This window comes from Caulobacter flavus (assembly GCF_003722335.1).
GTDB classification, from domain to species: Bacteria; Pseudomonadota; Alphaproteobacteria; order Caulobacterales; family Caulobacteraceae; genus Caulobacter; species Caulobacter flavus.
In genome coordinates this window covers 1,937,655-1,957,538 of the sequence record NZ_CP026100.1, presented here as the reverse complement: position 1 = coordinate 1,957,538, position 19,884 = coordinate 1,937,655, and the positions used below count along the sequence as shown (strand labels likewise).

The 19,884-nt window shown below is 68.9% G+C and carries 25 protein-coding genes, 1 pseudogene and 1 riboswitch; of the genes and pseudogenes, 11 read left to right on the top strand and 15 right to left on the bottom strand.

What is annotated here, in order from left to right; genetic code table 11:
- Positions 1-10 precede the first annotated feature (10 nt).
- Both C1707_RS09205 and C1707_RS09200 read right to left on the bottom strand, forming a co-directional pair.
- A complete protein-coding gene (locus C1707_RS09205) occupies positions 11-952 on the bottom strand; it encodes an electron transfer flavoprotein subunit alpha/FixB family protein (protein WP_101713785.1) in 942 nt (313 codons plus the stop codon).
- Entirely contained in the window at positions 952-1,698 is a 747-nt protein-coding gene (locus C1707_RS09200; protein ID WP_101713784.1) for an electron transfer flavoprotein subunit beta/FixA family protein, read from the bottom strand. The genes C1707_RS09205 and C1707_RS09200 overlap by 1 nt, the downstream gene beginning before the upstream one ends.
- A gap of 232 nt (positions 1,699-1,930) precedes the next feature.
- On the opposite strand from C1707_RS09200, the gene C1707_RS09195 reads away from it, so the two are divergent.
- The gene (locus C1707_RS09195) at positions 1,931-2,197 is read left to right on the top strand and encodes a hypothetical protein (RefSeq protein WP_101713783.1); all 267 of its coding nucleotides are present in this window, start codon (positions 1,931-1,933) and stop codon (positions 2,195-2,197) included.
- Between the two features lie 6 nt (positions 2,198-2,203).
- Here the strand turns inward: C1707_RS09195 and C1707_RS26085 are convergent, their stop codons facing one another.
- A complete protein-coding gene (locus tag C1707_RS26085) occupies positions 2,204-2,356 on the bottom strand; it encodes a hypothetical protein (protein WP_164467316.1) in 153 nt (50 codons plus the stop codon).
- A gap of 136 nt (positions 2,357-2,492) precedes the next feature.
- Here C1707_RS26085 and C1707_RS09190 point away from each other — a divergent pair, with 136 nt between their 5' ends.
- Positions 2,493-2,762 carry a hypothetical protein gene (locus C1707_RS09190; protein ID WP_101713782.1) on the top strand — a complete coding sequence of 90 codons (270 nt, stop codon included), beginning with the start codon at positions 2,493-2,495 and terminating at the stop codon, positions 2,760-2,762.
- A 178-nt stretch (positions 2,763-2,940) separates the two neighbouring features.
- Here C1707_RS09190 and C1707_RS09185 read toward each other — a convergent pair whose 3' ends face one another.
- The 7 genes from C1707_RS09185 to C1707_RS09155 all read right to left on the bottom strand — a co-directional run bounded on the left by C1707_RS09185 (position 2,941) and on the right by C1707_RS09155 (position 9,026).
- A complete protein-coding gene (locus tag C1707_RS09185) occupies positions 2,941-3,150 on the bottom strand; it encodes a cold-shock protein (protein WP_101713781.1) in 210 nt (69 codons plus the stop codon).
- Between the two features lie 68 nt (positions 3,151-3,218).
- Positions 3,219-5,003 carry an SLC13 family permease gene (locus C1707_RS09180; protein ID WP_101713780.1) on the bottom strand — a complete coding sequence of 595 codons (1,785 nt, stop codon included), beginning with the start codon at positions 5,001-5,003 and terminating at the stop codon, positions 3,219-3,221.
- A gap of 66 nt (positions 5,004-5,069) precedes the next feature.
- The gene (locus C1707_RS09175) at positions 5,070-5,600 is read right to left on the bottom strand and encodes a hypothetical protein (RefSeq protein WP_145998402.1); all 531 of its coding nucleotides are present in this window, start codon (positions 5,598-5,600) and stop codon (positions 5,070-5,072) included.
- Positions 5,601-5,644: 44 nt separating this feature from the next.
- On the bottom strand, positions 5,645-6,865 hold the full coding sequence (locus tag C1707_RS09170; RefSeq protein ID WP_101713887.1) for a CCA tRNA nucleotidyltransferase: 1,221 nt from the start codon (positions 6,863-6,865) through the stop codon (positions 5,645-5,647).
- Positions 6,866-7,233: 368 nt separating this feature from the next.
- Complete coding sequence (locus tag C1707_RS09165; protein WP_101713778.1) at positions 7,234-7,890, bottom strand: CoA pyrophosphatase; 657 nt, start codon at positions 7,888-7,890, stop codon at positions 7,234-7,236.
- Positions 7,887-8,447, bottom strand: coding sequence for a DUF1285 domain-containing protein (locus C1707_RS09160; protein WP_101713777.1), 561 nt, complete (start codon positions 8,445-8,447; stop codon positions 7,887-7,889). The genes C1707_RS09165 and C1707_RS09160 overlap by 4 nt, the downstream gene beginning before the upstream one ends.
- Positions 8,448-8,504: 57 nt before the next feature.
- Positions 8,505-9,026, bottom strand: coding sequence for a GNAT family N-acetyltransferase (locus C1707_RS09155; RefSeq protein ID WP_101713776.1), 522 nt, complete (start codon positions 9,024-9,026; stop codon positions 8,505-8,507).
- 261 nt (positions 9,027-9,287) lie between these two features.
- On the opposite strand from C1707_RS09155, the gene C1707_RS09150 reads away from it, so the two are divergent.
- On the top strand, positions 9,288-10,550 hold the full coding sequence (locus tag C1707_RS09150) for an MFS transporter (RefSeq protein ID WP_101713775.1): 1,263 nt from the start codon (positions 9,288-9,290) through the stop codon (positions 10,548-10,550).
- Here C1707_RS09150 and C1707_RS26080 read toward each other — a convergent pair.
- Positions 10,548-10,648: pseudogene (locus C1707_RS26080) on the bottom strand (hypothetical protein); the annotation flags it as partial. The gene C1707_RS09150 and the pseudogene C1707_RS26080 overlap by 3 nt on opposite strands.
- A 27-nt stretch (positions 10,649-10,675) precedes the next feature.
- The gene (locus C1707_RS09145; protein WP_101713774.1) at positions 10,676-11,155 is read right to left on the bottom strand and encodes a GNAT family N-acetyltransferase; all 480 of its coding nucleotides are present in this window, start codon (positions 11,153-11,155) and stop codon (positions 10,676-10,678) included.
- On the opposite strand from C1707_RS09145, the gene C1707_RS09140 reads away from it, so the two are divergent.
- Positions 11,154-11,480 carry a TfoX/Sxy family protein gene (locus C1707_RS09140; RefSeq protein ID WP_101713773.1) on the top strand — a complete coding sequence of 109 codons (327 nt, stop codon included), beginning with the start codon at positions 11,154-11,156 and terminating at the stop codon, positions 11,478-11,480. The two genes, C1707_RS09145 and C1707_RS09140, sit on opposite strands and share 2 nt — an antisense overlap.
- Positions 11,481-11,515: 35 nt before the next feature.
- Here C1707_RS09140 and C1707_RS09135 read toward each other — a convergent pair whose 3' ends face one another.
- Positions 11,516-12,373 carry an SDR family oxidoreductase gene (locus tag C1707_RS09135; RefSeq protein WP_101713772.1) on the bottom strand — a complete coding sequence of 286 codons (858 nt, stop codon included), beginning with the start codon at positions 12,371-12,373 and terminating at the stop codon, positions 11,516-11,518.
- A gap of 113 nt (positions 12,374-12,486) precedes the next feature.
- Between C1707_RS09135 and C1707_RS09130 the strand changes: the two genes are divergently transcribed.
- The gene (locus C1707_RS09130) at positions 12,487-13,188 is read left to right on the top strand and encodes a class I SAM-dependent methyltransferase (protein ID WP_101713771.1); all 702 of its coding nucleotides are present in this window, start codon (positions 12,487-12,489) and stop codon (positions 13,186-13,188) included.
- A 14-nt stretch (positions 13,189-13,202) separates the two neighbouring features.
- Here the strand turns inward: C1707_RS09130 and C1707_RS09125 are convergent, their stop codons facing one another.
- Positions 13,203-13,967, bottom strand: coding sequence for a hypothetical protein (locus tag C1707_RS09125; protein WP_101713770.1), 765 nt, complete (start codon positions 13,965-13,967; stop codon positions 13,203-13,205).
- Between the two features lie 66 nt (positions 13,968-14,033).
- Positions 14,034-14,642 (bottom strand): dihydrofolate reductase family protein, encoded by a 609-nt coding sequence (locus tag C1707_RS09120; RefSeq protein WP_101713769.1) that lies wholly within the window; start codon positions 14,640-14,642, stop codon positions 14,034-14,036.
- 198 nt (positions 14,643-14,840) lie between these two features.
- Between C1707_RS09120 and C1707_RS09115 the strand changes: the two genes are divergently transcribed.
- The 6 genes from C1707_RS09115 to C1707_RS09090 all read left to right on the top strand — a co-directional run bounded on the left by C1707_RS09115 (position 14,841) and on the right by C1707_RS09090 (position 19,877).
- Positions 14,841-15,923, top strand: coding sequence for a site-specific DNA-methyltransferase (locus tag C1707_RS09115; RefSeq protein WP_101713768.1), 1,083 nt, complete (start codon positions 14,841-14,843; stop codon positions 15,921-15,923).
- A 10-nt stretch (positions 15,924-15,933) separates the two neighbouring features.
- Positions 15,934-16,329, top strand: a complete 396-nt coding sequence (locus tag C1707_RS09110; protein ID WP_101713767.1) for a hypothetical protein — start codon at positions 15,934-15,936, stop codon at positions 16,327-16,329.
- A 169-nt stretch (positions 16,330-16,498) separates the two neighbouring features.
- Entirely contained in the window at positions 16,499-17,509 is a 1,011-nt protein-coding gene (locus C1707_RS09105; RefSeq protein ID WP_101713766.1) for a ParA family protein, read from the top strand.
- Between the two features lie 105 nt (positions 17,510-17,614).
- Positions 17,615-17,705, top strand: a riboswitch (glycine riboswitch).
- A gap of 164 nt (positions 17,706-17,869) precedes the next feature.
- A complete protein-coding gene (gene gcvT, locus C1707_RS09100) occupies positions 17,870-18,982 on the top strand; it encodes a glycine cleavage system aminomethyltransferase GcvT (protein ID WP_101713765.1) in 1,113 nt (370 codons plus the stop codon).
- Between the two features lie 72 nt (positions 18,983-19,054).
- A complete protein-coding gene (gene gcvH, locus C1707_RS09095; RefSeq protein ID WP_101713764.1) occupies positions 19,055-19,420 on the top strand; it encodes a glycine cleavage system protein GcvH in 366 nt (121 codons plus the stop codon).
- Positions 19,421-19,424: 4 nt separating this feature from the next.
- Complete coding sequence (locus C1707_RS09090; RefSeq protein WP_101713763.1) at positions 19,425-19,877, top strand: hypothetical protein; 453 nt, start codon at positions 19,425-19,427, stop codon at positions 19,875-19,877.
- Positions 19,878-19,884 lie beyond the last annotated feature (7 nt).

Here is a 19,884-nt window from a genome sequence, read left to right as displayed (position 1 = left end):
GCTAGAAGCCTTACTTGCCGGCGGCGGTGAGCGCGCTCATCAGTTCCGGCACGGCGGCCTTGTAGTCGGCGACCAGGCCGTAGTCGGCGACCTGGAAGATCGGCGCGTCGGCGTCCTTGTTGATCGCGACGATCACCTTGGAGTCCTTCATGCCGGCCAGGTGCTGGATGGCGCCCGAGATGCCCACGGCGATGTAGAGCTGCGGGGCGACGACCTTGCCGGTCTGGCCGACCTGGTAGTCGTTCGGGGCATAGCCCGCGTCGACCGCCGCGCGCGAGGCGCCGACGGCGGCGCCCAGCTTGTCGGCCAGGGGCTCGATGACCGCCTGGAACTCTTCGGCCGAGCCCATGGCGCGGCCGCCCGAGACGACGATCTTGGCCGCGGCCAGTTCCGGACGGTCCGACTTGACCATCTCTTCGCTGACGAAGCGGGTCTTGGCCGCGTCGGCGCCCGAGACGCTCTCGACCGAGGCCGAGCCGCCTTCACCCGCCGCCGCGAAGGCGGTCGGACGCACGGTGATCACCTTCTTGGCGTCGGACGACTGGACGGTCTCCAGCGCGTTGCCGGCGTAGATCGGACGCACGAAGGTGTCGGCCGACACCACCTCGACGATGTCGCTGATCGGGGCGACGTCGAGCTTGGCGGCGATGCGCGGGGCGAAGTTCTTGCCGCCGGCGGTGGCCGGGACGAGGATCGCGTCGTAATTGCCAGCGAGCGCCAGGGCGGCCTCGGCCTGGGCTTCGGCGATGCCGTGACCCAGGGCGTCGCTCTCGGCGGTCAGCACCTTGCGCACGCCGGCGATCTTGGCCGCTTCGGCCGCGACGGCCGAGACGCCCGAGCCCAGGACCAGCACGTCGACGTCGCCCGACAGCTTCAGGGCGGCGGTGACGGTCTTGTGGGTGCCGTCGCGCAGGTGCGCGTTGTCGTTGTCGGCGATGACGAGAACGGCCATTACAGCACCCCCGCGGTCGTGAGCTTGGAGACGAGGTCGGCGGCGGACTCGACCTTGACGCCCGCCGAACGCTTGGCGGGCTCGGTGACCTTGACGACGGTCAGGCGCGGGGCGACGTCGACGCCGTAGTCGGCGACGGTCTTCTGCGCGATTTCCTTCTTCTTGGCCTTCATGATGTTGGGCAGAGACGCATAGCGCGGCTCGTTCAGGCGCAGGTCGGCGGTGACCACGGCCGGCAGGTCGACGTCGAGGGTCTGCAGACCGCCGTCGACTTCACGGGTGACCTTGGCCGACGAGCCCGAGATCTCGATCGCCGAGGCGTAGGTCGCCTGCGGCCAGTCGAGCAGGGCCGACAGCATCTGGCCCACGGCGTTGTTGTCGCCGTCGATGGCCTGCTTGCCCATCAGCACCAGGCCCGGCTGCTCCTCGGCCACCACGGCCTTCAGGAGCTTGGCCACGGCCAGCGGCTCGAGGTCGGCGTCGCTGGTGATCAGGATGCCGCGGTCGCCGCCCATGGCCAGCGCCGTGCGGATGGTTTCCTGGGCTTGAGCCGGGCCGATCGAGACGATGACCACCTCGGTGGCCGCGCCCTTTTCCTTGAGGCGCACGGCCTCTTCGACCGCGATCTCGCAGAACGGGTTCATCGACATCTTGACGTTCGCCAGGTCGACGCCCGTCTGGTCGGCTTTCACCCGAGCCTTCACGTTGTAATCGATAACCCGTTTGACCGGGACCAGAACCTTCATCGGTCTACGCCGCCTCCTGGCTGCTTCTCTTTCGAGGTTTCCCCTGCTTGGACAACCGACTTAGCGTGTCCTCCCAGGTTTGCAAGTTTCCCCTGACGTAAGCGTAATGCGCTTTCTCAAGGATCATTCAAACAAATGTACGACACCTTTCGCGGTCCGTCTGCGCGCTCGCGCGCTCCGGCCCGCGAAATGGGGCTAGCCACATAGCGCGGCCGGTGCTTAAGACGCCGCCATGAACCGCGCCATCAACCGCCTGAAGATCATCTTCATCGGAATCTTCCTCGCCAGCATCGTCGGCGTGTTCGGCTACCACTATCTGTGGGTCTGGCCGAAGGCCAAGTGCGAGGCGCGCGGCGGCGCGTGGGCCGGCAAGTGGCTGAAGTGCGCCACGATCTATCCGATCGAGAACTTCACCGGCCGCCCGGCCGACCTGCCGGCGATCAACACCGACACCTCCAAGATGGAAGGCCCGTCGGTCCGGAACCCGGAAAAGAAGTAGAGGCCGCTATTCGGGCGAGGGTTCGCCCTCGCCATGGTCGCCCTCGCCTCGCTTGGCGGCCTTGGCGGCGGCTTTCTCGGCGGCTTTCTCCGCGGCCTTGGCCGCCTTCTGACGCTCGCGTTCCTGACGCTCGAAATTGTAGTTCGGCTTGCGGGCCATGCGGCTCCCCTTCGTAGACAGACCGCCCTGCGCTGAAAGCGCTGTCGGACGTCCTTGCGTTCCTAACCTTCGCCGTGTTCGGGCGGAAAGGTCCAGACACCAGGGAGCGAACGGCCAAGCTGAGCGTTCCGTATTCATGCGTAAAAGTTCAGCCGTTCCGCGTACGGGCCAAGGCGCCCTCACCATCGCCCGCCAGAGCCAGGAGATCGCCTTCTCGCTGCTGGTCTCCAGCGGCCCGGCGGGCCGCCGCACCGGCAAGGGCAGCCTGACCGGCGAGCCCGAGGCCATGCGCCGCGCCTTCCGCGCCGGCGACGCCCGCCTGACCCTCGACGACGGCACCGAGCACCAGATCGCCATCGTCGCCCACAGCGAAGGCGACGGCACGGCGTACTTCGAGCTGCGCTGAAACTCTCAAATCCTTCGTCATCCCGGAAAGCGCGCAGCGCTTATCGGGGACCCAGGAGACTGGGCTCGGCTCAGGGTTCGCCGCCCGGCGGCGGCCGACGCATTGCGGCGGCCCCTGGGTCCCGGCTCTAACGCCCGCTTTCGCGCGCGTCCGGCCGGGATGACGACTTGAGGTGAACTCAGGCCCGCAGCTTGCCGGCCACCATCTGGCCGCTGAACGGGTCGCGTTCCAGTTCGTAGGCGATCGCCTGGCCATCCTCGAGCGGCGGCAGGCCGGCCTTCTCGACGGCCGCGGCGTTGACCCGGATCTCGGCGCCGTCGTCGCCGTCGGGCGCGATGGAGCCGAAGCCCTTGGCGGTGTCGAACCACAGTACCGTGCCCGTCGCCATGCGGACGCCCCTCGTCAACCGTCGCGATGGACGCGACTATGACGAGGTTTCACCGCTCGGCAAGCGCCTCAGCGTGCGGCCAGCGGCCAGACCAGGGCGATCAGGGCCGGGGCGACCAGCAGGATCAGCAGGGAAAGCGGCGCGCCCAGCCGGGCGTAGTCGCCGAACCGGTAGCCGCCGGGCCCCAGCACCAGGGTGTTGCACTGGTGGCCGACGGGGGTGAGGAAGTCGCAGCCCGCCCCCACCGCCACGGCCATCAGGAACGGATCGGGACTCAGCCCCAGGCGCTCGGCCAGCCCCAGGCCGATCGGGGCGACGATCAGCACGGTGGCGGCGTTGTTGAGGAAGGGCGTGGCCAGCATCGCCACGGCCATCATCGCCGTCAGGGTCAGCAGCGGCGGCAGGCCGTCGAAGGCGCCCGACAGCCAGGCGGCGATCAGGTCGGTGCCGCCGCTCTTCTGGATGGTGTCGCTGACCGGGATCATCGCCGCCACCAGCACCAGCACCGGCCCCTCCAGCGAGGCGTAGGCCTCGCGCATGCGCAGCGCGCCGGCGGCCACCACCAGCACGGCGGCGGCGAAGAAGCCGGCCGCCACCGGCAGCACGCCCAGCGCCACCAGGATCATCGCCCCGGCCAGGATGGCGGCGGGCAGCAGGGCGTGGCGCACGCCGCCCAGCCGCACCTCGCGCTCGGCCAGCGGCAGGCAGCCCAGCGTCTGCAGCGCCCCGGGCAGCTGCTGCTCGCCGCCCTGCAGGACCAGAATGTCGCCGGCCTTCATGCGGATGGTCGCCAGCCGCCCGGCCAGGCGGTAGCCGGCGCGGCTGACGCCCAGCAGGTTGACGCCGTAGGTCTCGTTGAGGGCCAGGCCCCTGGCGGTCTTGCCGATCAGGTCGCTCTCGGCGCCGATCACCGCCTCGACCACCCGCACCTCGTCGGTCGGCTCGTCCATGACCACCGGCCGGCTGGCGTCGGACAGGCGCAGCCGCGCCTTGACGATCAGCTCGTTCAGCGCCTGCTGCTGGCCCTCCAGCAGCAGCACGTCGCCGGGCTGGATCTTGCGGTTGACGTGCGGCGAGGCGATCCGCTCGCGGCCGCGCAGTATGGCCACCACCGCCACGGCCTCGTCGGCCGCGCGCTTGAGGTCGCCGACGCGGTCCTGCTCGAAGCTCCAGCCGTCGGGGATCTCGACCTCGGTGACGTAGGCGTTGGCGGCCAGGGCCGCGTCGATGTCGACCGCTGCGGTGCGGCCGGCCGGCAGCAGGCGGTAGGCGAAGGCGAGATAGGCGATGGCCATCACCGTCAGGGCCGCGCCCACCGGCATGAAATCGAACATGGCGAACGGCTTGCCCAGGGCCTCCTGCCGCACCTCCGAGACGATGATGTTGGGCGAGGTGCCGACCAGCACGGCCAGCCCGCCGACCAGCGAGCCGAACGACATCGGCATCAGGATGCGCGAGGCCGGCACGCCCGTGTTCCTGGCCAGCCGCAGGGCCGAGGGCATCATCAGGGCCAGGGCCCCGACGTTCTTGGTGGCCATCGACAGCACCGCGGTGATCGCCGCCAGCACCGGCGCCTGGCTGCGGGCGGTCTTCAGCCGCGGCAGCAGCGGGGCCATCAGGGTGTCGACGATGCCCGAGCGCGACACCGCCGCGCTCAGCACCAGGGCGCTGGCGATAATGATGACGATGTCGTTGGAAAAGCCCGAAAAGGCGCTCTTCAGCGGGATCAGGCCCGACACCACCCCCACCGCCAGGGCGCCCACGGCGATCAGGTCGTAGCGCCAGCGGCCCCAGACGAAGCACAGCACGGTGGCGCCCACCAAGGCGAAGGACAGTCCCTGCTGCAACGTCACCCCTGGCGCCCTCCCCCGAAGCTTGGCTCTTGAGGAGGTAACGGGCGGAGCCGGGATATGTTCAGATCAGACCGGCTCCTGCGACGTCCAGCAGCTCTTGAGGCCGGCCGCGGCGTTGGCCCACCATTCGGCCACGGGCGAGTCCATGTTGCCCTCGATCGTGATCGCGACAGCCGCCTGGCCCGCCCCCGTCCGCGCGCCCTCGTTCCAGAAAGCGTGGAAGATTCCGTCTATGAGCATGGGCTTCAACGTCTCGACGCCCAGGCTGGGCACCTCTGGGCGAACCGGCGGCAGGGCCTCCATCGCCTCCAGCGCCGTCTTAACGGCCGGGCAGGTTCGGGAGTCGGCCCACACCAGGCCCTTGTTCCCGCCCAGGTCGCCGAACGCGCGCCGGATGACCCAGCGGCGGGCGCCGTCGGGCTCGCGGACGGCGTAGAAGCCGTTCGAGGTCCAGAACTGACCGAGCGCGGCGACCTGGTCCAGCGTCGCGAAGGGCCTCTCGTTCCGGTGCGGGATCGTGCGCCCCGCCGCGCGGGCGGCGGCGGCCTGAGCCCTGACCTCGTCGGAGGAAGCGGCATGGACCGCGCCTGCGGACACAGTCGCCAGAGCCGCCCCCAGCAAGGCGCCAAGCGTCGCGCGCCTCAAACCGCCATGCCCTGGACCACCGCCTTCAGGCGCTCGATCACCGACAGCTTGTCCTCGATGAAGTCCTGGTCGATCCACCAGATCTCGACCTCGCGCATGACCTCGCCGACCAGCGGCCCCTTGGGCACGCCGGCGCGCATCACCTCGGCGCCGGTCAGCGGGAAGGTCGGCGGATCCCAGTTCTCGGCCAGGGCCAGCAGGCCGCGCCACTGCGAGGTGGTGGCCGGGCGGGTCGAGCCGGCCCAGGCCAGCTTCACCCGGTCGGTGAAGGTGCGCAGGCTGAGCGCGTAGACGGCGCGGCGGGCCTCGCGCGGGCTCATCCACGAGACGATGCGCGGCGAGGTCCCGACCGCCTCGATCAGACGCTCCTTGAGGGCGTTCGACAGCCGCAGGCGCTCGGCCAGCTCGCGGGCCAGCACGCCGTCGTCGGGGATCATGGCGGCCAGGCGCAGCTCGACGTCGTTCTCGAACAATTGCTCGGTCTCGATCGCCACCAGACCCTCGAGGCGCGCCAGCGACTTGACGAACGGCAGGATGGCCGCGAGCACGCCGGTGGCCGCCATCAGCCGCAGGGCCGGACGCGGGTCCTCGGCCGCCAGCAGCTTGAGGATCTCCTTCTGGGTGCGCTCGGCGGCGCGGCCCGAGACCAGGCCTTTAAGCGCCTTGCAGGCGGCCAGGGCCTTCTGGTCGGGCTCGCCCTTGCCGTACCAGGCCTGGAAGCGGAAGAAGCGCAGGATGCGCAGATAGTCCTCGCGGATGCGGGTCATCGGCTCGCCGACGAACACCACCCTGCCGTCCTTGGCGTCCTGCACCCCGTGGCCGGTGGGGTCGTAGAGCCGCCCCTCGCCGTCGACATAGAGGGCGTTGAAGCGGAAGTCGCGGCGCTGGGCGTCCTCTTCCCAGGCGTGGGTGAAGGCCACCACCGCCCGGCGGCCGTCGGTGGAGACGTCGCGGCGCAGGGTGGTGATCTCGAACGGGATCTTGCCCGACACCGCCGTCACCGTGCCGTGGTCGACGCCGGTGGGGATGGCCTTCAGCCCGGCCTCGCCCAGGGCCTCGATCACCTGGTCGGGCGTCAGGGTGGTGGCGATGTCGATATCGTCGACCGGCTTGTTCATCAGGGTGTTGCGCACGCAGCCGCCGACGAAGCGGGCGCAGCCCGGACGGCCCTTGGCCTCCAGGGCGGCGATCACCGCCTTGGTCTCGGGCCATGCCATCCACGGCGGCTGGCCGATGGTCTGGGTTTCCACGCGACATCCCCCTTTACGCAACGGCAGGCCGCCGCCCGTCGGCGCGGGCGGGACGTCCTGCTTTCAAACGACTATTTCAGGGAAAGGACCAGCCCGCCAAGAGCGGAAACGCCGTCGTCCCCAACTGTCGGCGATAGCGATCTGGCCTGCACCCAAAGGCCGTCATCCCGGCCGTAGCGAAGCGGAGAGCCGGGACCCAGGGGCCGGCGCAGTACGCCGGCGACCGCCTGAGCGGTTGCATCAATCTCAGAGCCCCCCCTGGGTCCCGGGTCTTCGGACCGCTACGCGGCCCTACGCCCGGGATGACGAGTTTTGGGGGCTTAGAAACCGGAGGCTTACGCCTCGACGGGCGCGCTCTCGGGGTGCAGCCGCTCGTACAGCGCCCGCAGCATGCCGGCCGTCGCGCCCCAGATGAACCGCTCGTTCCACGGCATGGCGTAGAAGAACCGCCGGCCCGTGGGCGTGTCGCGGTGCTGGCGCTGGTGGTTGGCCGGATCCATCAGGAAGTCGAACGGCGTCTCGAACACGTCGGCCACCTCGTCGGGATTGGCGACCAGCTCGCAGTCGGGGTCGACGAACCCGACCACCGGCGTGACATGGAAGCCGGTCACCGTCGCGTAGCCCTGGATCAGGCCGGCCACCTCGACGAAGCGGGGATCCAGGCCCACCTCCTCGTTGGCCTCGCGCAGGGCCGTGCCCCACGGCGTCTCGCCGGGATCGCAGCGGCCGCCGGGAAAGGCGATCTGGCCGGTGTGGCTGCGCAGGGTGTCGGAGCGGCGGGTGAGGATGACGTTCAGGCTCTCGGGCCGCTGCACCAGGCCGATCAGCACCGCGGCCGGGCGCAGGGCGTGGGGATTGTCGATCCTCAGGCCCGGATTGAGGTCGAAGTCCGAACGCCAGTCGTTCTTCAGGCAGGGATCGTAGGCCTCGATCGGGTCGAGGCGGCTCTTGATGAAGGCCCGCCGGGCGGCGGCGTCGGTCTGGGGGATCATGCGGGACCGACCTGGAACCAGGCGCCGTTCGAGGCCACGCCGAAGCGCGGGCCGCCTTCCGTGTCGCGCTCGGTCGCCATCTCGACCAGCTCGTAGAACACCGGCCGGGCGATCAGCGCCTCCAGCCCCCGCCGCACGTGGACGTAGGGGCGCGGCTCGCCGGTGGCCGGATCCTCCTCGACGCGGATGGCGTGATCGGGACCGGCCTCGACCGTGTCGCCGACATTGGTGAGGAACCGCAGGACCTCGCCGTCGCGGTCGACGCGCACGGCGACGAACGGCGCGTCCTCGACCGTGATCTTCATCTTCTCGACCGGCGTGACCAGGTGAAAGCCGTCGGGATCGCGCCGCAGGATGGTCGAGAACAGCCGCACCAGGGCCTCGCGGCCGATCGGCGTTCCCTCGTGGAACCAGACCCCGTCCCTGGCGATGCGGATGTCGATGTCGCCGCAGTGGGGCGGGTTCCACAGATGCACCGGCGGCAAGCCTCGCTCGCCGGCTGCTTTCGCGGCCTGAACGACGCCGTCGAGTCCGGTGCGGGCTGTGTCGGAGGGCATGGCCCTCAGTTAGGTCATGCGAGCGCCCGGCTCAAGCAATGCCGTCGGTTCTCGCCCTCAGGCGACTTCGACGCGCCCTTGCAGGCCTTCGTCGCCGCCCGGGACCAGGGCTTTCAGCAGCACCCGGCGCTGGTCGGCCGGGCCGGGCATCACGACCTTGGCGGCCGGGGCGGCCGAAAAGCCGATGCGGCTGAAATAGGGAGCGTCGCCGACCAGCAGCACGGCGCGCCAGCCGGCCTGCCCGGCCGCCTGGCAGGCGGCCTCGACCAGGGCCTGGCCCAGGCCCGCGCTGCGCTGCTCGGAATCCACGGCCAGCGGACCAAGGAAGGCGACCGCCTGGCCGCCGATGGTCACCGGCCACAGGCGCACGCTGCCGATGACCGTCCGCCCACGGAGGGCCACGAACGAGCAGTCGTCGAGCTTGGCGTTGGTCTCGCGCAGCCGCTCGGACGACTTGGCGAAGCGGCCCGGCCCGAAGGCGCGGTCGACCAGGGCCTCGACGGCGGCGGCGTGGTGCGGGGCCTCGATCTGGATCGAGGGAGCGTCTTGCGGAACGAGAGCGGCGGAGGAAGCGGTCATGAACGACGAAGATCCGGGGTGCGAACGGGGGTTTATCCCCGGTGCGTGACGCGGCCGCGACGGCCGACGTCCCCGGGGGCGTCAGGCGCGGAGGCTGGTCCGCGCGGCGCAGGTTCGTCGTTGGCGTCGCATCGGCGGCGCTCTCCCGTGGCAGAGGCGCGCGGCATAGGGCCGTATGACCCCCGCGTCAACGAAATCGACGGCCTTATGAGACAAACGCGATTGCGACGCTTCGTCTCAAGGAGCAGGGTCCGCGCCGAAATGTCAGACCCCTCCGCCCTCCCCGCCGATCCCGACACCTCGACCCGCGCCCTGCTGCGCGAGCGTGACTACCTGCTGTTCTGGGGGGCGCGGTTCGTCGGCACCCTGGGCGTGCAGATCCAGGCCGTGGCCCTGGGCTGGCAGGTCTACGCCATCGCCCGCATGACCCATTCGGTCGGCGCGTCGGCCTTCATGGTCAGCATGATCGGCCTGGCCCAGTTCGTGCCGCTGTTCCTGCTGACCCTGATCGCCGGCGAAACGGCCGACCGCCGCAACCGCAAGCACATCGCCATGATCACCCTGGCGATCGACACGGTCAGCGTGCTGGTGCTGTTCTACATGGCCGTGCGCGGCATCCACGAACTGTGGCCGATCTTCACCATGGCGGTGTTCTTCGGGGCCAGCCGGGCCTTCATGTCGCCCGCCGTCAGCGCCATGGGGCCAATGCTGGTGCCGCGGCCGCTGCTGCCGCGCGCCATCGCCTGGAACTCGCTGGCCTGGCAGAGCGCCTCGATCGCCGGCCCGGCCCTGGGCGGCCTGCTTCTGGCGCACTCGGCGGGCCTGGCCTTCGGCGGCGCGGCCGTCCTCTACGTCGTCGGCCAGGGGCTGCTGGCGGCGATCCGCAAGTCGACCACGCCCGAGCTCCAGCCCGGCTCGCGCCTTGAGCTGATCAAGGAGGGGCTGGCCTATGTGTGGAACAACAAGATCGTCTTCGGCTCGATCTCGCTGGACCTGTTCGCGGTGATCCTGGGCGGCGCCACGGCCCTGCTGCCGGTCTTCGCCCGCGACGTGCTGCACATCGGCCCCAGCGGCTTTGGCCTGCTGCGCGCCTCGCCGGCCATCGGCGCGACCGTGGTGGCCATCTACCTGGCCAGCAACCCGATCCGCCGCCACGCCGGCCGGATCATGTTCGCGGGCGTGGCGGTGTTCGGCGCGGCCACCGTCGTCTTCGGCCTGTCGAACCTGGTCTGGCTGTCGGTGGCGGCCCTGGCGGTGCTGGGCGGGGCCGACATGCTGTCGGTCTATGTCCGCCAGACCCTGGTGCAGCTGGTCACCCCCGACGCCATGCGCGGGCGGGTCTCGGCGGTCTCGGGCGTGTTCATCAGCGCCTCCAACGAACTGGGCGAGGTCGAGAGCGGCGCCGTCGCCTGGCTGCTCGGCCCGGTCGGGGCTGCGGTGTTCGGGGGCCTGGGCGCCATCGGCGTCACCGGCCTGTGGGCCTGGCTGTTCCCCGCGCTGCGCAAGGCCGACCGGATGGAGTAGGCGGCCTGGCCGTGCGTCCTTCGAGGCCCGCTGCGCGGGCGCCTCAGGATGAGGACGCTGGTAGTGCTGACTTCCTCATCCTGAGGTGCGAGGCGCAGCCGAGCCTCGAAGGACGCACCGCCCTCTCAGCCCGCCGCCAGTCGCTCCAGCGCCTCGCCGGTCATCCGCCGCACGGTCCACTCGTCCATCGAGGCCGCGCCCAGGCTGTCGTAGAAGGCGATCGACGGTGCGTTCCAGTCGAGCACCGCCCATTCCAGGCGACCCAGGTTCTGCGCCACGCAGCGACGGGCCAGGTTGGCCAGCAGCGCCTTGCCCGCCCCGGCGCCCCGCGCCGACGGCCGCACGAACAGATCCTCAAGATAGATTCCGTGCCGGCCCACGAAGGTCGAGTAGTTGTAGAACCACAGGGCCAGACCCACCGGCTCGCCGTCGATCTCGGCTATGTCGCAGAAGGCTTTGGGCGCGTCGCAGAACAGCGCGGCCTCGATGTGGGCTTGCGTGGCCTCCACCTCGTGCAGCAGCTTCTCGTACTCCGCCAGGTCGCGGACGAACGACAGGATCAGGGCGGCGTCGGCGGGCGCGGCGGGACGGACGGTGACGGGCATGGCGGTTTCGGAAGACTTCCTGGAGTTCGTGCTGGAGCAGCTGGCCCCGGCGGGACAGCTGAAGCCCAAGCGGATGTTCGGCGGGGTCGGTCTCTACGCCAGCGGCCTGTTCTTCGCGATCCTCGACGACGACACCCTCTACCTCAAGGGCGACGCCGCGCTGAAGCCCGCGTTCGAGGCCGCCGGGAGCCATCCCTTCGATCCCTTCGGCGAAGGCAAGCCCATGGCCTACTGGAGCGCCCCGGCCGAGGCCATGGACGATCCGGAGCTGCTGGTGGAGTGGGCGCGAAGGTCGATGGCCGTGGCGGCGCGGAAGAAGCGCTAGTAGCAACCTCTCCCCATGGGAGAGGTGATCAAGCTCTAACCGATCACCACCCCCGGCGGCGGGACGCTGTCTTCGGGGACGAAGAAGTCGGGCATCAGGGTGGCGGCGGGATCGACGCGGTACTTGTCGAACTCGCGCACGCCCTCGCCGTAGAGGAAGGTGTCGTCGATCAGGAACTGGCCGGTGAATTCGCGCGAGGGCTTTTCGAAGATCGCGTGGGCGGCGTCGGCCATGATCTCGGGCGTGCGGCAGTGGCGCAGGCCTTCCTCGCCGGTCAGGGCGAACTGGATGGCGGCGGTGGCGATGCCGGTGCGAGGCCACAGGGCGTTGAAGGCGATCCCGTCGCTCTCGAACTCCTTGGCCATGCCCAGCACGCACATCGACATGCCGAACTTGGCCATGGTGTAGGCCACGTGGCCGCCGAACCACCGCGGGCTCATGTCGAGCGGCGGCGACAGCATCAGCACGTGCGGGTTGGCGGCCTTCTTCAGGTGCGGGATGCAGGCCTTCGACGTCAGGAACGTGCCGCGCGTATTGACCTGGTGCATCAGGTCGTAGCGCTTCATGTCGGTCGACAGCGTGCCGGTCAGCGAGATGGCCGAGGCGTTGTTGACGAGAATGTCGATGCCGCCGAAGCGCTCGACCGCCTGGTCGACGGCCGACTGCACGCTGGCCTCGTCGCGCACGTCGACCACCAGCGGCAGGGCCTGCCCGCCGGCAGCGGCGATCTCGTCGGCGGCGGTGTAGATGGTGCCGGGCAGCTTGGGGTGCGGGTCGGCGGTCTTGGCCGCGACCACGATGTTGGCCCCGTCGCGCGCGGCCCGCAGGGCGATGGCCAGGCCGATGCCCCGGCTGGCCCCGGTGATGAACAGCGTCTTGCCCGAGAGGCTCATGGCGCTCCCTCCTTGTTGATTGCCGCCACCCTAAGGCCGAACACGCCCCTCTTGCAGCCCCGCGATTCTCGCAACATATAAAGTTACAAGATCAGCGACGATTGGGAGCCCGCATGCGCGACGAAGACGGATCCAAGCACTTCCTGGCGGCCTTCTCCGACCCTGCCGCCGTGGCGCGCTACGCCGAGGGACCGCCGCGCTTCGTGCCGGGCTTCCACGACCTGCACCGGATGTGCGGCGTGATGCTGGCCGAGCGCGCGCCGGATGACGCCCGGGTGCTGGTGGTCGGCGCCGGCGGCGGGCTGGAGCTGAAGGCGCTGGCGCAAATGCATCCGGGCTGGACCTTCGTCGGCGTCGATCCGGCCGGCGAGATGCTGCGCGGCGCCCGGCGGCTGCTGGGTCCGCTGAACGACCGGGTCGAGCTGGTCGAGGGCTATGTCGAGGACGTGGCGGCGGAAGGCTTCGACGCGGCGACCTGCCTGCTGACCCTGCACTTTCTGGGTCATGACGAGCGCCTGCGCACCGAGCGCGAGATCCGAAAGCGCCTGAAGCCCGGCGCGCCGTTCGTCGCCGCCCACGGCAGCTTTCCGCAAGGTCCCGGCCAGCGCGACGCCTGGCTCGACCGCTACGCCGCCTTCGCCGTCGCCTCGGGCTTCGATCCGGTGCAGGCCAGGGGCGCGCGCGACGCCGTCGCCGCCAGCGTCAACATGATCGCCCCGGAGGAGGACGAGGCCATATTGCGCGCGGCGGGCTTCACCGACGTGACCCCGTTCTACGCGGCCTTCACCTGGCGGGCCTGGGCGGCCTATGCGTGAGGGCGGGCGGCGGTCTACCTGTCCGTCGGCGCTTCCCATGGCGCGGGGACGTCCGCCGCGCGCCAGCAGGGCTCCAGCACGGCCGCCAGGCTTTGCGCCCAGACGGCGGGCGAGTTCTCGGCCAGCCAGCCGCGATAGGTGGTCAGGCGGGCGTACTGCTGAATCTCGATCTTCACGATGTCGGCGTGCAGCACAAGGTTCAACTCGTCGGTCGGCTGGGGATCGGCGACCGCCTCGGGGACCCAGACGGCTTCGGCCGACCTCTTCAGGACCTCTGCAGCCCCGGGGCAGGTTCGAAGGTCGGCCTCGACCCATTCGGGCTTGATCTGGCTCAGGGCCGCGCGGATCTGGGCCGGGGTCGTCGCCTTGCGCTCAACGAGTTGTCCGACCAGTCGCACCCCGCGCTGGCGCGGCCGGGCCATCCCGTCCGGCGCCGGCGCGCGCACCATCCGCGCCCTGAGGCGGGACGCGCACTTGTCCTTGGGCTGCTTCTCGTCGTCGACGCAGCCTTTGGCGACGGCGATCGCATGGACCGGCCAGCCGTAGTCGTCGCCGGTGTAGGTGATCCGCAGGATCGAGCGGTCCTTGACGAGGGGCGAGGGAAAGAAACGCGAAGGGTCGAAGGCGATGTCGCGGACCGCCTCGCGGACGTCGGCGACGGACGGCTCCCGGGCCTCGCCTGTCTGGGCGGGGGCGGCCTGGTCCGGGGCCGGGCCGGCTTGGGCCGCCTGGCCGAAGACGATGATCGCGAGCCCGAGGGCGAGGGTCGAGAGGCGCATGACCACGACCTTGCCTTACGGGCGGCGACGTCCGCAATGGCCCGCCGCGGCGCATCCGCCGTTCGCTCAGGCCTGCGCCCCATCGGGCGGCGAGGGCGGCCGCGACGCCGCCCCCGCGCCTCCCCGCCCAAGGGCCCTGCCCGATTTCAGCGGCGGCAGTTCGTAGTCCAGGCGGACCACGCCCATGGCCAGCGAGGCCGCGCCGCGCAGGACGAGGCCCCTGGGCGCGCCGCTGCGTTCGGGAAACAGCGGCGTCCCCTCGCCCAGCAGCACCGGCGCGATCAGCAGCGACAGGCGGTCGAGCGCGCCCTGGTCGGCGAAGGCGGCCAGCAGGCCCGCCCCGCCCACCACCCAGGCGTCGCCGTCGTCGAGGTCGCGCAGGCGCTCGACCAGGGCCGGCAGCCCCTCGCGCCAGAACCTGACGCCGCGCTGCACCGGGTCGCCCCGCCGCGAGGTGACGACGAAGCCGCGCTTGCCGGCATAGGGCCAGCCCATGCCGAGGCTGGGGATCTGGTCATAGGTGGAGCGCCCCATGACCACGGTGCCCACCAGGTCGATGAAGGCGCCGTAGCCGGGATCCACCTTGCGGAACGGGGCCAGCCACTCGACCCCGCCGGCCGCGTCGGCGACCCGGCCGTCGAGGCTGGACGCGATGAACCCGCGGATCAGCGCCATGCCTTCCCTGCCCCATCGTCCCCGGCGACCGCCGCACTTCGCGTCTCGGTCGAGTCCACGATAGAGAACAATTGCAGAACATCAAGCACTGTTAACCGATTTTCGAATCGCGATTAACCAGTGGCTAACCATGACCGTTCATTCCCGGGTAACCACGGGACTCCATGATTCCGTTGGGTGTTTTGCAAGGAAGCGGACATGTCGTTCGGGCCGGAAACCATCATTCAGGGCGATTGCATCGAGGCGATGAACGCCCTGCCCGAGAAGTCGGTCGACCTGATCTTCGCCGATCCGCCCTACAACCTTCAACTCGGCGGCGACCTGCTGCGTCCGGACAATTCCAAGGTCGACGCGGTCGACGACCACTGGGACCAGTTCGAGAGCTTCGCCGCCTACGACAAGTTCACCCGCGAGTGGCTGAAGGCCGCCCGCCGCGTCCTGAAGGACGACGGCGCGATCTGGGTGATCGGCAGCTATCACAACATCTTCCGCGTCGGCGTGGCGGTGCAGGACCTGGGCTTCTGGATCCTCAACGACGTCATCTGGCGCAAGACCAACCCGATGCCCAACTTCAAGGGCACCCGCTTCGCCAACGCCCACGAGACCCTGATCTGGGCCTCCAAGAGCCAGAACGCCAAGCGCTACACCTTCAACTACGACGCCCTGAAGATGGCCAATGACGAAGTGCAGATGCGCTCGGACTGGACCATCCCGCTGTGCACCGGCGAGGAGCGGATCAAGGGCGCCGACGGCGCCAAGGCCCACCCGACCCAGAAGCCCGAGGCCCTGCTCTACCGGGTGATCCTGTCGACCACCAAGCCGGGCGACGTGATCCTGGATCCGTTCTTCGGCGTGGGCACCACGGGCGCGGCCGCCAAGCGCCTGGGCCGCAAGTTCGTCGGCATCGAGCGCGAGGCCGAATATATCGAGCACGCCAGGACCCGCATCGCCCAGGTGACGCCGATCGCGCCGCAGGACCTGGAGGTCATGGGCAGCAAGCGCGCCGAGCCTCGCGTGCCGTTCGGCACCATCGTCGAGGCCGGCCTGCTGCATCCCGGCGACACGCTGTACTGCGCCAAGGGCGCCCACGCGGCCAAGGTGCGCCCCGACGGCTCGATCGCGGTCGGCGACCTCTCCGGTTCGATCCACAAGATCGGCGCCATGGTGCAGTCGGCCCCGGCCTGCAACGGCTGGACCTACTGGCACTTCAAGACCGACGCGGGCCTTGCTCCCATCGACGTGCTGCGCGCCCAGGTGCGCGCGGCCATGCCGCACGCCTGATCGCTTCGACGTGAAAGAAGGCCCCATCGGCGTTCGCCGCTACTGGACGATCGGCTGCCTGGCCATCGTGCTGACCATGCTGTGCGTCAGCGCCCTGCCGGACGTCGGCGCGGTGTGGATCTGGCTGGGCCGGGCGATCGAGCTGGTCGGCTGCGCCGTGCTGCTGGTCGTCGCCCGCCGTCGCCTGGGTCCGCGCGCCAACCTCGCCTTCATCGGGCCGGCCGTGGGCCTGGTGCTGGTCTGGGCGGTGCTGGGCTGGCTGCTGATCGGCGGCCCCAAGGGCTTCTCGGCGACCTTCGACGCCGCCGCCGCCATCGGCGCCTCGCTGCTGGGCCTGGAGATGGGCGCCCTGCTGCAGTTCCTGGTCGTCGGCTTCCTGGGCCAGGGCGGTAAGACCAGGGCCTAACTGCTCAACTGAGCGGAACCCGATACCCCAGCCCCTAATGTCATCCCCATATCTCCGACCGCCCAACTAGTCCGGCGTCGATCGCCTCCTCAGCCCAATCCCTGCCGAAGTTATTTGTATCACTCCTTATCGCTGCGCTATCGAAGGGGCAGCGAAGGAGATCGGGGCGATGAAGTACGCGGTTTGGAACAACAAGGGGGGCGTGGGAAAATCCTTCGTCACGTTCATTACGGCCTGCGAATATGCTCGCCAGCACCCTGATCGACGGGTGGTGATCGTCGATATGTGTCCTCAAGCGAACGTGAGCGAAGTCGTCTTGGGCGGAAACGGCAAAGGCGCCAAGAACCTCGAAGGACTGCTCTCAGCCCAGCCTCGGCGCACTATCGGAGGATACTTCGACGAGCGCATTTCGTCGCCCCACAAGATAACCGGGAACGAAACAAGCTACATTCTTCAAGCTCACAAATACAATACAAATTTGGATAGCAATATTTACCTTATTGCCGGAGACCCGTCTCTCGAAATTCAGGCAGAGGCCATAAACCAGATAGCAGGACAAACTCTGCCAAGCGATTCTTGGGCAAACGTTCACAAATGGCTCAAGGATCTCCTCGACGCCATTTCTAAAAAGTACGACAATGCAACATTCTTTATAGATTGCAATCCAAGTTTTGCCGCATACACAGAATTAGCAATAATTGCCGCCGACAGAATCATTGTTCCCTGCACAGCTGACGGGTCTTCCGCCCGAGCCATCAGCAATATTGGCCAGCTCATTTACGGGATAAACGTCCCGGCGGCTTACGCAAGCGTCAGCTTTTCAAAGCGCGCACATAACAACCACCTCGCGCTACCCACCATTCACTCCATTCCCCTAAATCGGAGCACTCAGTACGAGCAGAAGGCATCAAAAGCCTTTTCGGCTATGTACGACGCAATAAAACAAAGAGCCTCCGACCTCATGAAGACAAATAGCGCGATCTTCAGCTCAGCGAAAAACAAGCTATTCCTCGACCTCCCCGATGCGCATAGCGTCAGCGTCGTAACTTCACATCTCGGATTACCTCTTCACAAAATCAAACTTGGAAAATACACGATACACAGTAAAGATACCCAGGTTCCTAAGGATTCTCTAACTAGATACAAAGCTGCCTTCGACCAGTTGGTCGGACAACTTTGACCACACTCTCCCCGAACGGATAATGCTGACACGCTGTCCGCTCGGGGAGAGCGAACCCTGCGCCAGTCCCGCTTGACTCGCCGCCGACCGTCGATCATTGACCGCTTGACCCTCGCGGGAGACATCGGGATTCGATCCCGAGGCCGAAGGCGCAACCGCCCCGGAAACGCTCAGGCAAAAGGACCGCGCGGGTTTAGGAACGCTGGAAAGAAGCCTCCCGAAAGGGCGGCTCGCCGAAGGAGCAAGGCGCCCTCCCCCGAGACGGAGCGCGCCGGAATCTCTCAGGCCAAAGGGACAGCGGGGGCGCGACCAGCCGACAGACGTCGGCCGTCTCGCCGACCCCGTTTCGGAGCCCGCCGCGTGTCCACCGACGACCTCAAGAAGACCCCGCTGTTCGACGCCCACGTGGCGGCCGGCGCCCGCATGGTTCCGTTCGCGGGCTATTCCATGCCCGTGCAGTACAAGGACGGGGTGCTCAAGGAGCATCTCTGGACCCGCGAGCACGCGGGCCTGTTCGACGTCTCGCACATGGGCCAGGCGCGCATTCGCGGCGAAAACCCGGCCAGGAGCTTCGAGAAGGTGGTCTCGGCCGACTACCAGGGCCTGAAGGCCGGCAAGCAGCGCTACGGCGTGCTGCTGAACGCGGCCGGCGGCATCGTCGATGATTTGATGACCGCCCGTCCCGACGACGATGGCTTGTTCGTCGTGGTCAACGGCGCCTGCAAGGACAACGACTACGCCATCATCGCCGCCGCCCTCGAGGGCGAGGCGACGGTGACGCGCCTGGAAGACCGCGCGCTGCTGGCGCTGCAGGGCCCGCAGGCCGCCGCCGTGCTGGCCGCCCACGTGCCGGAAGCGGCCGAGATGGTGTTCATGGACGCCCGCGCCCTGACCGCCTTCGGGGTCGACGCCATCATCTCGCGCTCGGGCTACACCGGCGAGGACGGCTACGAGATCTCGGTGCCGGCGTCGGACGCCGCCCGCATCTGGAACACCCTGCTGGAAGACGAGCGCGTCAAGCCGATCGGCCTGGGCGCCCGCGACAGCCTGCGCCTGGAAGCGGGCCTGCCGCTCTACGGCCACGACCTGGACGAGACGGTCTCGCCGATCGAGGCGGGCCTGAACTTCGCCGTCGGCAAGAGCCGCCGCGAGGCCGGCGACTTCCTGGGCGCCGAACGGATCACCAAGGAACTGGCCGGCGACCTGGCCCGCGTCCGCGTGAACCTGAAGGTGCTGGAAGGCGCCCCGGCCCGCGAAGGCGCCGACATCGCCGACGCCGAGGGCAATGTCATCGGCAAGGTCACCAGCGGGGGCTTCGGCCCCAGCTTCGGCGGTGCCATCGCCATCGGTTTCGTGCCCCCGGCCTTCGCCGTGGTCGGCGAGACCCTGAAAGTCATCGTCCGGGGCAAGCCGGCGGCCGCGCTGGTCGTCGCCTCCCCGTTCGTTCCCACCCGTTACGTCCGCAAACTTTAGCCGACGCGACAGCCAAAAGTGGATGCCGGTTTGGCGTCCGTCGCGCCGCCAACATCAAGAGAGGGCCGAGAGATGCGTTTCACCAAAGATCACGAGTGGGTCGCCGTCGAAGGCGACATCGCCACCGTCGGCATCACCGCCTACGCCGCCGAGCAACTGGGCGACGTGGTGTTCGTCGAGGTTCCGGAAGTCGGCAAGACCGTCGGCCAGGGCGACCAGCTGGCCGTCGTCGAGAGCGTCAAGGCCGCCTCGGACGTCTACGCCCCGGTGTCGGGCGAAGTCGTCGAAGCCAACGCCGAACTGGCCGACGCTCCGGAAACCGTCAACGCCCTGCCGGAAGCCGGCGGCTGGTTCGCCAAGCTGAAGCTGTCCAACCCGGCCGAGGTCGACGCCCTGATGGACCGCGACGCGTACGAAGCGTTCCTGAGCACGCTCTGATCCGATGAGCTTCGACGTCTTTCTGCAGGCCTCCGACGCGACGCCCGACGGCCCTGATTTCGATCAGGCCGTCGAGGTCGTCCTGGCGTCGCTGGGCGCCCAGCGGAATGGCGTCGTGGTCGTCCTGCGAGACGGCGGCGGGTTCGAATGGTTCGACGGTATGGCCGCCCTGCGCGGCCTGACGCCGGGGACCTGCGACGTACTCTTCGCCATCGCCGAGGCCACCGCCTCGTTCATCCTGCCGACCGACGGCAAGGACCGAGCGCTGCGCACGCCGGGCAATCCCGGCCAGCCGCCCGAGGACTTCCTTCCCATCGAGCCGGTGGGAGACGCCATGGCGCTGTACGCCGCTCTGGCTCCTGCATTCGAGACCTGGTCGGACTATCGTGACCAGGCGCTAGCCGACCCCCCTCCCCGCAAGAAAAGCTGGCTCTCCCAGCTGTTCTCCAGACCCTAACGGCGGA